This window comes from Prevotella sp. P5-64 (assembly GCF_002251285.1).
Lineage (GTDB): Bacteria > Bacteroidota > Bacteroidia > Bacteroidales > Bacteroidaceae > Prevotella.
Genome location: NZ_NPJK01000061.1, coordinates 21,330 through 34,778 on the forward strand (window position 1 = coordinate 21,330; position 13,449 = coordinate 34,778).

Here is a 13,449-nt window from a genome sequence, read left to right on the forward strand (position 1 = left end):
TTAGTTGTTTCTTGTTTTTGCATCCATTGATGCAATACGATCGCCTTGCTGATTAAACGCCTCAATGATGTTATAGCGTCCACCGTTTTTATAGTATTCGTAAGTTTGCATTATTAGCAATCCATCTTCCTCACTAATACCAATTGAGCCTCTATTTGTAGGCAAATAAATTGCCTGGTCGGATTCAGCATCAACAACAAAGCTCGTGACATTTCGGAAATCTGTACTTCCCTCAACTAATAGTTTTAGCGGTTCGCCTTTCCATGAAAGAATAGTTACCCTGGAAATCGTCGGTATTGAGTCAAGTGGAATGGTAAAACTATGTTCTATCGAGAGCTTTCTACCATCTGCATGAGGATGGGGCATCAATAATTTCTTTACAGACTTCTCTCTTTTATTATAAGTCCATAATGATACTTGTTTGACGGCCCCAACCCCTTCAATGCTATCTCCAATTGCTTCGTCATTCAGAAAAATCTTCCAGTCTTCATTCTCTGCCATAGAATAAGCTTTTGGAGGAATTCCATCACACACAACATCATTAAAGGCTGGTTCATTCCATTATTATGATAACTACATCCAGTCCAAATGATAATACATAAAATATATAATAGGTATCTCATCGGCATTGTTATAAAGAATTGTTATCAATCGATTTCTTCAGGTAAGTCGCCTTATTTCGTACACTCTCAGTAGTTGAACTTAGCAAGTAATCAAGAAATGCCTTTGCTTTCGTTTCATCTTTCTCATAGTAGCATGGTAGGCCTGTTGCAGCTTTAAGGATAGGGCAAGGAACTCTTCCGCTATACCATTTGTATAAACTCTCAATGTCCCCAATTCCACATGCCATTATCTTCCAAATTTCTTCCTCTGTTGAACAGAAATAAAGATGATAAAGAATATCAGTATCAGTAATAACATTGTCGCCAAGCCATCCGACATCGGAACATTTTAAACTATTGCTCCTTTCGAAAAAATCGAGATAACCATTTAGCCAGTCTATAGCAAATCTTCCTATTGGAAGATTCAATAGCAGGAAGCAAGTGCACATAAGTACCTCCACACGCATATCTTCGTCTTCTATCAATTCATAATCTTTCTCCAGCATGAACTTATAGAAGTCAAAATCATTCTTCTTGAAAGCCTGCCAAACTGGTAGAAGTTCAGGAAAGATAGCATTTTCATCGTATTTTTGAATGTCTTCTTCCTCCACATTACAACAATAGGCATAGACAGCTTTTTTTAATTCATCAGCTCCCACTGCATTCATCTGTCGAATATGTGGATGGCACACGGATGTATCAATATCTTTTTTCATATACTGTCGTTCGATATATGTAATCTTTTTCAAATAGTTTAATTTATTATCTAACTATTCCAGGTGGCCAATGCCCATATAATAAAGATAATACAGGCAATAGTGAAGATGATGTACCCCATATCACCTTCCATTGATGAAAACGTTCCTCCAAACAACCCTGTAACTTCTTTTATAACTAGCCACAACAGGGGAATCGCTATTACTAGTATAATTAATGCCAGCAGAATGCAGAATAATATTTTCAAGATACTACCCATAGCTATAAAGCATTTTATCTCCAATCGTAAATATTCTTATAGTTGTACTCCTCGTAGCGTGCAGCTATCTGATGGAGGCGATGGGCTAGCTCATTATCATGGGTATAAACCCCATGCTGTCTGGCATAGTCGTCTATCAAATCTTCAAGTGTGACCTTCTGCTTTGAGCGGTTAATTCTCTGGTCAATTACATCTCGTAATGAATGACTCTTACTCATCTCGCTGATAGCATAGCCCAAAGCTCCTGCTACTGCATTATCAATTATTCCCATACCGATAGTTTTTTTATTGTGATTTTTATTGTTTGATGGTGCAAAGTTATTAAAGAACTACGAATTTTTGGTTCGTAGTTTCAGGAAAAACTAAGCGGACAATGAAATACATTGTATTTTGCAATTTCTGATGCAAGATAATCGTAGGGTGTGAAGCTGCGTTGCGCACCCTACGATTATCATCAGCAGTTAACAATATTTAGGTGTTCTGGTTGGTCGCGGATTTTTTTTCTCAATAAAATCTGCAATTCTTTCTCCTGTATCTTTGCTATCTATACTCCAGCCAGCACCAATGATCTTTTCTCTTGGGAAAGAAGAAAGTGCCCCGTACTTGTGTTCGAATATTTTAAAATTTATTGCTGTCCGCTAAAACTCTAAAGAGCACAAATCCCTCGCCCGAAGTCCTCTGAAAATGGGAATTCGAGCTTGTTTTATCAAAAAGTAAGCCCCCACTCTAATCAAAAAGGCTTGGTTCAGGAGGTATTTCCTTATCCTCCTGAACCATTTTTGCCCAGTCTTTTTCTGGTTCCTCAAGGAAAGTATAGCAGTTCACATAATACATGAGCATGATTCTTACCATTGATGCCAATCCAGAAAAGCTCCAAGAGCGTTTGATGCGCTTTTTTATGACCATCAGAAGGAGATTGGCTATTAGGGTGACCCAAATCTGTATCTTGATGGCGTTGGCGCTCTCCCCATAGAAGTATTTAAGCGGGAAATTTTGTTTCAACTGCTTGAACAGCAACTCTATTTCCCATCTTTGGCGGTATATGTCGATGATGTCTTCCACCTCCATGGTCATGTCGTTGGTGAGCAACGATATGACTTTCGCCTTTTTCTTCGCAGGATCGACATAGGTGACAATACGGGCCTTGTGTTTAATATTCTCTCCGCCCTTTATATGTTTCCTGAACTCCACGACCTGGACTCTACACTCCATGAGGCCACACGGCAACATGTACATTGTGTCAGAAAGAGTATCATATACAAGATTCTTCTTCATCTTTGTCACGTATGTGACGCCACGATTGGTCAGTTCCTCAAACCTGGCATAGTCTATGTTGGCCCTGTCCATGGCAATGATATCTCCATCGTTATAATTCGCGGGCTTCAGCATAAAGCTGTCATTGGTTGCGGCTGACGTGAACTTGATGTCAGACGGCACGAACTCGTTGGCGTGGATATTGGTGTGCACTTTTATACCACCCTTCTTTTTCCCGGTCTTGGGATGCCTGCCTACGCCTTTGAAAATGAGGTTGGAAAAAAGGCTTATTGTCGTGGAGTCGATAATCTGCAGGCGGTTGAACCATGCGGGCATCCGCCGTTTTCGGCTGTCCGAGGAAAGTTCGTCTACAGGCTACGGTACGTGGCCTCAAACACGGCCTCAGGCCTGCGGGCGTTGGCATCAGACAAAGTGCTGCGCCTTGCCATCGTCCTTATGCCCAAATGGGCGAGTTTGCGCGCTTCAGGAAACATGGAATCTGTAATCTCGCGCAATGTGTCGAATTTTCTGATGACAGCGTAAAGCATTATTGCCATATGCTGGTAGGCATCAAAGCGCTTTATGTAGCGTTCACCATTATGCTCACGGCTGAATTTGAGAATTTGTTCCTTGTTGAGCAAATTTATTAGCTGACCATACATCGGCTGTCCGATAAAATGTTTACCTTTGTTCATAGTTACTTGAATTGAAATTTACAACAAGAAACAAAGGTAACTAAAAGGGCTGAATTCCAAGCGAGGAATCCAGCCCTAATTTTTTATGCTCAAAAAAAGTTTTAGCGGACAGCAATATTTAAAATTAGCGTTTATTTTTACTTATATCCTCGGAAAAAGACTTGAAGTAATAAGCCAAGGGCATCTTTCTATTGATTGTTTTGAATCATTGACGGTTTCAAGCTCATTTTTTACAAATTCTTCAATCTCTGGGAGAAGCTCTTTTTTTGAACTAATAAAATCCAGCCAATCTCTCCAATCCGTTATACTCATATCGCCATTGTAGAATATCACGTTAAAATCAGACAATTTCTGTTTTTCTTTCCCACAGGCATCATATATATAATCATTTATTAGACAAATAGTTGGCTTTTGAAGCGTTCTACTTATTGCAACCACATATTCCAAATGCTGCGGCTCTAATTGAGATAACCATCTGTGATATAATAGAACTTCAGCTTTATATGCATCTGAATAAATAGGTATTTGAATATCTGGGTGGTCTGCTATTCTTTCAATCTTATAGTTACTTAAATAGCCAAGGCCATACGTTGGAGACTCTTGAAACCAAAATGCTTTAAGATCCTCGACCATCCAATCATGACAGTCATCCACTATCGGATTAGAACTTCCATGATTAGTTCTAACAATAATCATCAAGGGCTTATGAAAAACATTGCCTTCTAAGTACTTCTCAATAATTTCTTTCAAATCTTTTTTAATCCATTTCATAATATTCTATCAATTAGTTTCTTTCTGCCGTCCAATCCAAATTCAGAGCTTTGAATATGTTGTTTAGAAAAGTCACACGCTGGGCTATACCTGAATGAACATATACATACCAGTGACCACTATCATCCTTCATCTCAACAATTTGATTGTCCTTTACATTTGCTGGCCTTTCTTTGGAGATAACTTTGCTTCTTTTTTGAGCATTAAAGAAACGTTCACAACCAATTTGCTCAATAGCATACAAAAGGGCTTTTTGGGACGAGAATTCGTCAGTTTGACCATCATGGGTTATTCTGATGCCAGATTTCCTGCCTTCAATGTTTATCTGCTTAGTTACTTCAACCCGAATAGGGTTATCTTTAATTAGCGTAATTACAACCCTATACCCATCAATGAGGTCATTAAAAACACTCTCATGAGATTTTAAAATCTCTTCAATCCTAGTCTGGATTTCTTCTTTTCTTGTTATCATATTCTTAAATTGTTATAGAAATTCTTTATAAATGATTTGCGCTACATCCCCAGGTGCTTATCTATTCATTTCATTCTCTACTCTCGAAACTTCTATAAACAGACAACTGGCTTTCCTGTTTTTGTCTGATGTTATGAAGCTAATTCGTATCAAATGTTTCTGTATAATATTCAGCAGACATAATAGGGGATAAATCAATCTGCGAATTAATATCATTAAGACAAATAGGACTATGATGCCCTAAGTCAAAATGAAAGTCAAGAACAAGTCTGATAAAGTCTTGTTCTATTTGAGTTAATTGTGATTGTGAAATGTTCATAACGATAGAAATTAATTATTAATACGTTTAGAGTGCAAAATTATGTTTAGGTTACGAACGTTTAGTTCGCAGTTTTGAATAATCTTCATTTATAGCCTTTATTCGCTCAAAGATTTCGTCCTGGATGCAGGATGGTTCCAAAACAAGCAGATGCTGACCAAAGGAACAAAGTTCACGTATCAATTCATAGTTCCTCCTGCAGTCAATCCTAAAGAACTGTCCTCTCTGAAGAGATGGATACTGCTTATGCAATTCATCACAGGTCTGTATGTTGAGTGTACGTTGTGATTCGTGCAACGGTTTGGTTAGTACATAATTCTTTGAATAGTCGCTTACCCAGAATGTAATCTTGTGAACAGTCGTATCTTCATAATAATAGGAAACACCTATTATATCCTCAAAAATCTCATTAATATCCCCTGGATAATTCTTGTATTTCATAGAAGGTATTGGGTTGATATGTATCGTCCTATCCAATGGGAAACATTTGATTTTATCGTTCTCTACTCTTCCTGCGTAGAGATACCAACGTCCTTCATACTCTCTTAAAAGATAAGGATAAAGTCTATAAACAATACTCTTTTCTGGTTCATCAAATTTTCTATAGTGAAGTTCAATAACTTGTTTTTGGGAGATTGCAGTAAATAGCAATCCTAAACAGTTAGTGTTCTCTATTGGATTTTTCGTCAAAGAAAGAATAGGTTTATGCAGAGCATGTGGATCTAAACTCAGTCGCAATCTTTCAAGACCATCAAGTTTCGGCAAACCATCAAATTGTCCAAGTAGTGAGAACAATTCTCTCAATAGATACTTTTCATCTGTGGTTAGTTCTTTCTTGAAAATGGAGAATGAAGGGTCGGCATATCTAAGACAGCGTTTACAATAATATCTTTGTTTGTTATAGTCATAACTATCAACGCTATATCTTTCGATATCTGCCCAGAAAGGATCTTCCTTTTCAAGAAAATGAATATCTTTCTCGATGGTACGCCTTCCTATATTATCCTCATCAGGATTAATCTGCATCTCTCCAAGACGACGATTAACTTCCTCTGTTAAATCGTCGAGAGAATAATTATGGTATCGGCTACTTAGTAACTCGTCCAGAATCTTATATCTTATTATGGCGTTTTTATTGATTGGCATAAAATATGGTAACAATATAATGTTAGTCCCGGAAAGGTAGTTTTGTTTACTTGTTTGACTATTTGGTGTAAATCACTTCCGATTAAACGTATTAGTTGTTTTAATCTTGAATCAAGATTTTCCTATGAATATCAATTTGTGCCTAAATTACTTACATATTTTATAAAAACGGCGTCTTTGTGGTTAAATAATGTGAATGACAATAGAATGAGGCGACTTTTGGATGTTATATTATCCTTGAACGCTAAAAAATGGAGATGACATTGGGCAAGGTATAAGAAAGCAGAATGACTTTTTATTCCAAGAATGGACACATTCATTTGTCCCCAAGGAAGATATCTATTATAACGAAGCTCCTGGCTTGGCTATAGAACCATGATGGTGTTACTACGGAGCCTTCTATATACCAATTCCCTGTGGTAGAAATTATTTCGTAAAAAAAGATGGGGCTGAACGCTTGTTATGCCGAGATAAATCCCTACATTTGCATTTGGTGTATTAGTCTGCTGATGGTCGCTCGTTTGGCCGACACCTATTATTATATATATAGTGCAAATGATATTAGATATACTATTACTATGGGCCTATTAGACTTTTTGAAACGCGGTAGCGAGGATGTTGGCATGGAAGCCAAGAGGGTCTATGACGAAGCCGAACAGCTGTATAAGGCTGGAAACTATGACGATGCCGTGAGATTGTATGAAAAGGCGTGGAGCAAATGCCCTGATGTGGGTGATTTCTACGGCCTTTTGGCTTGTTATATCCATGACAACGAAGCATCCGGCAATGAGAGGCGTTGTTGCGAACTGGCCCGCCATGGTGCCGAGAAGGGCAATTCGCAAAGCATGTACCGTTACGCACTCTTCCTTGATACTGGCCATGGATGCGCTGAGGACAAGGCTGAGTCGCGCCACTGGCTGGAGAAATCTACCGAACACGGCAATCCCGACGCTGCCTACGCCTTGGCCTCCCTGTTGTATGACGAAGTCAAGACCAATCCACTGCTGCTCGACCGCTGTTACCGATTGACCAAGGTGTATGCCGACCGAGGACATGAGGGAGCTAAGCAGAGACTGGACGAGTGGTTCGGTCCCATCAGGGATGACGAGTGGCAAGGCTTTACCACCGCCCGTATGGCCCAGCGTGGTTACAACTGGCTGTGTGGCAAAGAGGGATTTCAGCAGAACCTTGCGCTCGCCATGCGATGCCTGCGTGCTGCCGCCGAGCGTGGCGATGCTGCGGCACGCAGTAATCTTGGCTGGTGTTTCGAGAAGCAAGGTGACTATGCGTCTGCCAACAATTGCTATATCCTGAGTGCCAACCAGGGTTGCACCACAGCCATGTTGAATATTGCCACCAATCTGCACAAAGGATTGGGCGCCTCCAAGGACGATGCCGGTGCGCGTCGCTATCTGCGTATGGCCCACGATGCGGGAGACGAGCGTGCCAAGAAGCGCATGGCTCAGTATTTCCCCGAGGATGAAGTGTGCGAGCTGTCGGCTGGCATGACCGCCGCAGAGATGAACAAGCGTGCATGGGCTTACCTGAAAGGCGTAGACAACTGTGAGCACGATGCCAAGAAGGCGGTCTTGTGGTTTGATGCTGCAGCCTCTCATGGCCTTGTTGCGGCCTGGTATGGTCGTGGAGTCGCTCTGGATGAGCAGAAACTCTATTCCGAAGCCTTTGCCTCTTATCTCCGTGGGGCTGAGCAGGGCAACGCCAAGTGCATGTTTACTGTAGGCATCCGTTACGCCGAAGGCAAGGGATGCAAGCACGACGATGCCAGCGCCCTGGCATGGCTCCTCCAAGCCCATGAGACGGGCGAGCCAAGAGCCAAGGGCAAACTCTATGAACTCTATCCCGAAGTGGAGCGTGAAGACAAGGTGCAGTTTATGCTGGATAATATGCCGACCTGTATAGATGAAGACTTCTCTTCTGAAGAGTATGATGTTGAGGCGATGGCGCATGACCTTGTCAACGACGAGGACTATGAACTGGCACGAGAACTGCTGGACGGCTATTTCCAGGAGATTGACGGCGGCGCCCAGCCATCCTCTTGTCATGAAGACCTGCTGCTCTATCTCGCTTGGGTATGCTACAAGGATGGCGACGGCAGCGACGCTCAGTCTCCCCACCACAATTTCCGCCTTGCCCACGATTACCTGATAGATATTGGCGATGACTTTGATGCCTATTGTGACGACAGTTATATGAAACTGGCTGAGTTGTACAGTGCTTGCTATACCTGCTATGATGACTATGACTTGAAGCACGTTCAGAGACACCGCAGCAGAAAATGGTATGGCCGCAAGGCGTATGAATATTATAGTCAAGCTGCCGACGAGGGCTTCCCGATGGGTATGTACTACAAAGCCCGTTTTCTCATTGATGGCGATGTGGTGGAAAGCGACTTCAACCAAGCCTTTATGCTCTTGAAGGAGAGCGAAGAGGGTGGCGACGCCGAACCTCTCTACTGGCTTGGCAATATGTATTATTACCCCGACTATGGGCGAGTAAACAAAGATGCGGCACGCGATTATTACGAGCGATACGTGGCTTTGGAGGAAGAGCGCGTCGAAAGCGAAGGCTGCATGTCGGCCGATTTTGCCCAGGCTTCCTGCAATCTCGCCCATCTGTTGCTTCAAAACCACTCCAACGCCGATGACTACCAGGCACGCCAGTTGCTCGATAGAGTGGTCGACAGCCACCATACCGTCGCAGACGCCCTGTTTGGATATATGCTCTACGAGGGGCGAGGCGGTATGAAAATCAAAGCAACCGGACTCGAGTTCATGCGTAAGGCAGCAGCCAACGGCGACTCTATGGCCAGACAGTTCCTGCGCAATTATGGGTATTGATGAGCTGTTATAGTCATAATTGCAAGCAACCATCATAGAAACATGGATAAAGGGAAAATGTGAACAACTTGTGATATTTTATGAATATACCTAAGCGATAATTAATCAGTAACTTTGCAGCCGAATTATCAAAGTTAGGTATGAAAAGAATATTGTTCACATTTTCCTTGACACTTCTCTTGTGCCATGCCATGGCGCAGGAGACGCTGTCTCTGGGTCAATGCCTGCAGATGGGCATTGAGCGAAATCTAAATCTGAAGACTTATGAAGGCAATGTGCTTAAGGGCAAGCACGATGTCAGTGAAAACCGTGCCCGTCTGTTGCCCCAGATTAATATCGGCGCCGGACTCAACGACAATTTCACTCCCCCAGTATCGGTGACCGACGGTAGCGCTTATGGCAAGCCATACAATGTTACCAAGACGTTGCAGTACAATTCGTCGGCAAGCATCCAGCTGCAGATGCCGCTCTACAGCCAGACGGCACTTACTGCCCTCGACATTGCCAAGACCCTCGACCACCTCAACACGCTCTCTTACGCCAAGGCCAAGGAAGACCTGATAGTGCAGATTAGCAAGATGTACTATCTCGCCCAGAATACCGAAGAGCAGATAGCCATTATCAAGGACAACATCAAGCGCCTGGAGGAACTGCGCGACATCACCCAGGCCTTCCATGACAACGACATGGCGCTCGGCGTCGACGTGAAGCGTGTCAATGTCAATCTCGAGAACCTCAGCGTGCAGTATGACAATGCCAAGGCCATGCTCACCCAGCAGTATAACATGCTGAAATATGTCATCGACTATCCCGCCGACAAGACCATTGCCGTAGAGAAAGCCGACATCGAACAGATAGACATGGCGTCGCTCACCGGACTCAACGAGAACCTCTATGAGCTCCAGCTGCTGCAGACCCAGCGCACTCTCGCCGAACAGAAGAAGAAACTTGCCAAAGACGGATATCTCCCAACGGTTGCCCTCACGGGCAACTGGACCTACGCAGCCTTTACCGACAACATCAGGAATTGGTTTCATGCCGGAGAGTCCAACCATTGGTACAAGTCCAACGGCATAGGTGTGTCGCTGCGCATCCCCGTGTTCGACGGTTTTGAGAAGCGGTCGAAGATACGTAAGGCCCAGGTGGATATCGACAATGCCCGACTCTCCTACGAGAATGCACTGAAGGGTATGCAGACCCAGTATGCCAACGCCGTCAACGACCTGGCCAACAACAAGCGCAACTTCAGCAAGCAGCGCGACAACTACCTGCTTGCCGAGGAGGTATATAAGGTCACAAGCGACAGATACCGTGAGGGCATAACCTCGATGACCGAGGTGCTGCAGGACGAGATGAGCATGAGCGACGCCCAGAACAACTATCTCACTGCCCACTTCAACTACCAGGTGTCCAACCTGACCCTGCTCAAACTTACCGGCCAGCTGGACAAACTCATCAAATAATAGAAACTTACAAACAACAACATAGAAATGGAAACAAGCAATAACCCCACCAACAACAATACCAGCAACGACACCCCCAACCAGTCTACCCACGAAGTTACCGCCGCCCAGCTCAAGCGCCAGCGCATACGCCAGCTGCTTGTAAGCCTTATCGGTGTGGCCATCCTCGTATGGGGCATCGTGAAGATTGGCTGTATGTTTATGGACTACAAATCTAATGAGAAGAGCGATGACGCACAGGTCGAGCAATATATCTCGCCCGTCAACTTGCGCGCTTCGGGATATATCAAGAAGATTTATTTCAAGGAGCATCAGGATGTGAAGAAGGGCGACACCCTTCTGGTGCTCGACGACCGTGAATACCGCATCCGCGTGATGGAAGCCGAGGCTGCCCTCAAGGATGCCATGGCAGGTGCCAATGTGGTTGACGCTTCGCTCCAGACCACCCAGACCTCTGCCACCGTCTACGAGGCTTCGATAGCCGAGATAGAGATACGTCTTGCCAAACTGGAGAAAGACCGCCAGCGCTATCAGAACCTCGTGGCCCGCAATGCCGCCACCCCCATCCAGCTCGAGCAGATTGAGACCGAGTATAATGCCACCAAGAAGAAGCTCGATGCCACCCGCCGACAGCAGAAGGCTGCCTACTCGGGTGTGAACGAGGTGCAGACACGCAAGAAGAATACCGCCGCAGCCATCGAGCGTGCCGAGGCTGCCCTGGAGATGGCCAAGCTCAACCTCTCTTATTGCGTGGTGACCGCTCCCTGCGATGGCAAACTCGGCCGTCGTTCGCTCGAAGACGGACAGGCGGTCAATGCCGGCCAGACCATCACCTACATCATGCCCGACACCCAGAAGTGGGTCATCGCTAACTACAAGGAGACCCAGGTGGAGAAGCTCTATGTGGGCCAGAAGGTCACCATGACCGTCGACGCCTTTGATGGCAAGGAGTTTGAGGGCCGCATTACCGCCATATCCGGCGCCACAGGTTCCAAGTACTCTCTCGTGCCCACCGACAACTCTGCCGGCAACTTTGTCAAGATTCAGCAGCGTGTGCCCGTCAGGATAGAGTTCGAGGGAATATCCAAGGCCGACAACGACAAGCTGGCTGCAGGAATGATGGTCGTAGTTAAGGCTCAACTCAAGAAATGACACAAGCAGAGATATACACGGCAGTGCCCGCGCATTTGCCGAAGAATTTTCCGTTCTACAACTGGGTGCCAAAGCCCCTTGGCATAGCCTTTCTCGTCATACTTTTCATACCTATCATGACGGTCAGCGGTGCTTACTCCGTCAATAGCAGTGAGATGGTGGGTGGGCTTGGCATCCAGTCAGAACACATCGCCTTCATCAGCTTTGTCACGTCGATAGGCATGGCGGCGTTCTCGCCGTTCTTCTACCAGCTGGTCTGCGTGCGACGCCAGAAGATGATGAGCCTCGTGGGCTTCTCGATTCTGGCGGTGCAGAGCTACATCTGTGCCAACACCGACAGCCTGTTCATTTTGGCTCTCAACAGCCTTATCATGGGATTTGTGAGACAGACGCTGCTCATGTGCAACCTATTCACCCTCATCAAGTATGGGTTTGGTATCGAGGCCACGCGCAATGTATCGCCAGGCAACGAGCCGAGCGATGAGGCTGGCTGGGATGCGCTCGATACCGAGAAGAAAGCGAGCCAGCCCATCATCTACTTCTTCTTCATGCTGCTCGGACAGATAGGTACGTGGCTTACGGCGTGGTTTGCCTACAATTACCATTGGCAGATGGTCTATTATGCCATGTTGGGCTCCATCCTCGTGGCGTTGCTCATCACTCTGGTGTGCATGCCCTACAACCCTTATCCCACCAAGCGGTCGCCCTTGTCGTTTTCCAAGTTTGGCAATGTGGTGGTGTTCTGCCTCATGTGCTGTTCCTTTATATATATTATGGTATATGGCAAGGTCTACGACTGGTACGACGACGCCTCCATCTGCTGGGCCACGGTGATTTGCGTGGTGTCGACCCTGCTCTTTGTCTATCTCGAGAAGACGCGGCGCTCGCCTTACTTCATGCTCAAGGCGTTTCGCTCGCGCAGCATCCAGGGCGGCATACTGCTTTTCATCGCACTGATGATATGCAACTCCAGCTCCATGCTGGTCAACATCTTTGTGGGTGTGGGCATGAAGACCGACCAGATACAGGTGGCAGCCCTCGGCAACTGGGTTTTGTTGGGCTATTTCATCGGCCTCGTCTCTATCCTGCTGCTCAACAACAAGGGCGTGCACTTCAAGTGGTTCTTCGCCCTCGGCTTCATACTGATTGGGGCAGCCTCGCTGTTCATGTACTTTGAGGTGCAGACCGACGGCATGCTCGAGCGCATGAAGTGGCCCGTCGTCATCCGTGCCACGGGTATGATGCTGCTCTATTCGCTCATCGCCGTCTACGCCAACCAGCGCATGCCCTATAAGCTACTGTCCACCTGGGTGTGCATCATGCTCACCGTGCGTATGGTGATAGCCCCTGGCATAGGTTCGGCTCTCTACCAGAACCTCTTTCAGTATCGCCAGCAGTATTACATTACCCGCTATGCCCATGACTACGACCGCACCGATGCAGCCACAGCCATGACCTACGACCAAACAGTCCGCGGAATGCTGTATCAGGGCAAGAGCGAGACCGAGGCACAACACATGGCAGCCATCTCAACCAAGGGCAAGGTGCAGGTGCAGGCCACCATCTCCGCCATCAAGGAGATATCGGGATGGACCATCTATGCCTGTATCATCTTTGCCGGACTGATGCTCGTGGTGCCTTGGCCCAAGCGCGACATATCCAAGGATACGCGTGAGTGGTTTGTCAATTATTAGACAGTCTGCCACTCTGGCATCTATACATAAGACGCGGTGAAAGCAAC

General features: G+C 45.5%; 11 protein-coding genes and 1 pseudogene. 4 read left to right on the top strand and 8 right to left on the bottom strand.

The genetic code is table 11. The features are described from left to right. The 8 genes and pseudogenes from CIK87_RS10675 to CIK87_RS10710 all read right to left on the bottom strand — a co-directional run bounded on the left by CIK87_RS10675 (nt 1) and on the right by CIK87_RS10710 (nt 6,235). Entirely contained in the window at nt 1-501 is a 501-nt protein-coding gene (locus CIK87_RS10675) for a hypothetical protein (RefSeq protein ID WP_094387150.1), read from the bottom strand. A gap of 130 nt (nt 502-631) precedes the next feature. Next, a complete protein-coding gene (locus CIK87_RS10680; protein WP_144008190.1) occupies nt 632-1,318 on the bottom strand; it encodes a hypothetical protein in 687 nt (228 codons plus the stop codon). A gap of 50 nt (nt 1,319-1,368) precedes the next feature. Next, nucleotides 1,369-1,578 (bottom strand): hypothetical protein, encoded by a 210-nt coding sequence (locus CIK87_RS10685; RefSeq protein ID WP_094387152.1) that lies wholly within the window; start codon nt 1,576-1,578, stop codon nt 1,369-1,371. A gap of 14 nt (nt 1,579-1,592) precedes the next feature. Beyond that, complete coding sequence (locus tag CIK87_RS10690; protein WP_094387153.1) at nt 1,593-1,850, bottom strand: hypothetical protein; 258 nt, start codon at nt 1,848-1,850, stop codon at nt 1,593-1,595. A gap of 454 nt (nt 1,851-2,304) precedes the next feature. Next, nucleotides 2,305-3,527, bottom strand: a pseudogene (locus CIK87_RS10695) (IS4 family transposase). A 141-nt stretch (nt 3,528-3,668) separates the two neighbouring features. Further along, nucleotides 3,669-4,298 carry a hypothetical protein gene (locus CIK87_RS10700; RefSeq protein WP_094387154.1) on the bottom strand — a complete coding sequence of 210 codons (630 nt, stop codon included), beginning with the start codon at nt 4,296-4,298 and terminating at the stop codon, nt 3,669-3,671. Between the two features lie 13 nt (nt 4,299-4,311). Next, on the bottom strand, nt 4,312-4,770 hold the full coding sequence (locus CIK87_RS10705; RefSeq protein ID WP_094387155.1) for a hypothetical protein: 459 nt from the start codon (nt 4,768-4,770) through the stop codon (nt 4,312-4,314). Nucleotides 4,771-5,140: 370 nt separating this feature from the next. After that, the gene (locus CIK87_RS10710) at nt 5,141-6,235 is read right to left on the bottom strand and encodes a YafY family protein (RefSeq protein WP_094387156.1); all 1,095 of its coding nucleotides are present in this window, start codon (nt 6,233-6,235) and stop codon (nt 5,141-5,143) included. Between the two features lie 596 nt (nt 6,236-6,831). Here CIK87_RS10710 and CIK87_RS10715 point away from each other — a divergent pair. From CIK87_RS10715 to CIK87_RS10730, 4 genes are all read left to right on the top strand, one after another. After that, nucleotides 6,832-9,093: a tetratricopeptide repeat protein gene (locus CIK87_RS10715; protein ID WP_158216243.1), complete on the top strand. Its 2,262-nt coding sequence runs from the start codon at nt 6,832-6,834 to the stop codon at nt 9,091-9,093. A 140-nt stretch (nt 9,094-9,233) separates the two neighbouring features. Continuing rightward, nucleotides 9,234-10,556 carry a TolC family protein gene (locus tag CIK87_RS10720; protein WP_094387158.1) on the top strand — a complete coding sequence of 441 codons (1,323 nt, stop codon included), beginning with the start codon at nt 9,234-9,236 and terminating at the stop codon, nt 10,554-10,556. A 27-nt stretch (nt 10,557-10,583) separates the two neighbouring features. Further along, entirely contained in the window at nt 10,584-11,708 is a 1,125-nt protein-coding gene (locus CIK87_RS10725; RefSeq protein ID WP_094387159.1) for an HlyD family secretion protein, read from the top strand. A gap of 23 nt (nt 11,709-11,731) precedes the next feature. Beyond that, nucleotides 11,732-13,402 carry an MFS transporter gene (locus tag CIK87_RS10730; RefSeq protein ID WP_173823499.1) on the top strand — a complete coding sequence of 557 codons (1,671 nt, stop codon included), beginning with the start codon at nt 11,732-11,734 and terminating at the stop codon, nt 13,400-13,402. The last annotated feature ends 47 nt before the right edge of the window (nt 13,403-13,449 follow it).

What these genes read in the sequence shown, in the direction of transcription:
- CIK87_RS10710 (WP_094387156.1), bottom strand. Translation starts at nt 6,235, where the DNA reads ATGCCAATCAATAAAAACGCCATAATAAGATATAAGATTCTGGACGAG.
- CIK87_RS10680 (WP_144008190.1), bottom strand. Translation starts at nt 1,318, where the DNA reads ATGAAAAAAGATATTGATACATCCGTGTGCCATCCACATATTCGACAG.
- CIK87_RS10675 (WP_094387150.1), bottom strand. Translation starts at nt 501, where the DNA reads ATGGCAGAGAATGAAGACTGGAAGATTTTTCTGAATGACGAAGCAATT.
- CIK87_RS10725 (WP_094387159.1), top strand. Translation starts at nt 10,584, where the DNA reads ATGGAAACAAGCAATAACCCCACCAACAACAATACCAGCAACGACACC.
- CIK87_RS10720 (WP_094387158.1), top strand. Translation starts at nt 9,234, where the DNA reads ATGAAAAGAATATTGTTCACATTTTCCTTGACACTTCTCTTGTGCCAT.
- CIK87_RS10700 (WP_094387154.1), bottom strand. Translation starts at nt 4,298, where the DNA reads ATGAAATGGATTAAAAAAGATTTGAAAGAAATTATTGAGAAGTACTTA.
- CIK87_RS10685 (WP_094387152.1), bottom strand. Translation starts at nt 1,578, where the DNA reads ATGGGTAGTATCTTGAAAATATTATTCTGCATTCTGCTGGCATTAATT.
- CIK87_RS10690 (WP_094387153.1), bottom strand. Translation starts at nt 1,850, where the DNA reads ATGGGAATAATTGATAATGCAGTAGCAGGAGCTTTGGGCTATGCTATC.
- CIK87_RS10705 (WP_094387155.1), bottom strand. Translation starts at nt 4,770, where the DNA reads ATGATAACAAGAAAAGAAGAAATCCAGACTAGGATTGAAGAGATTTTA.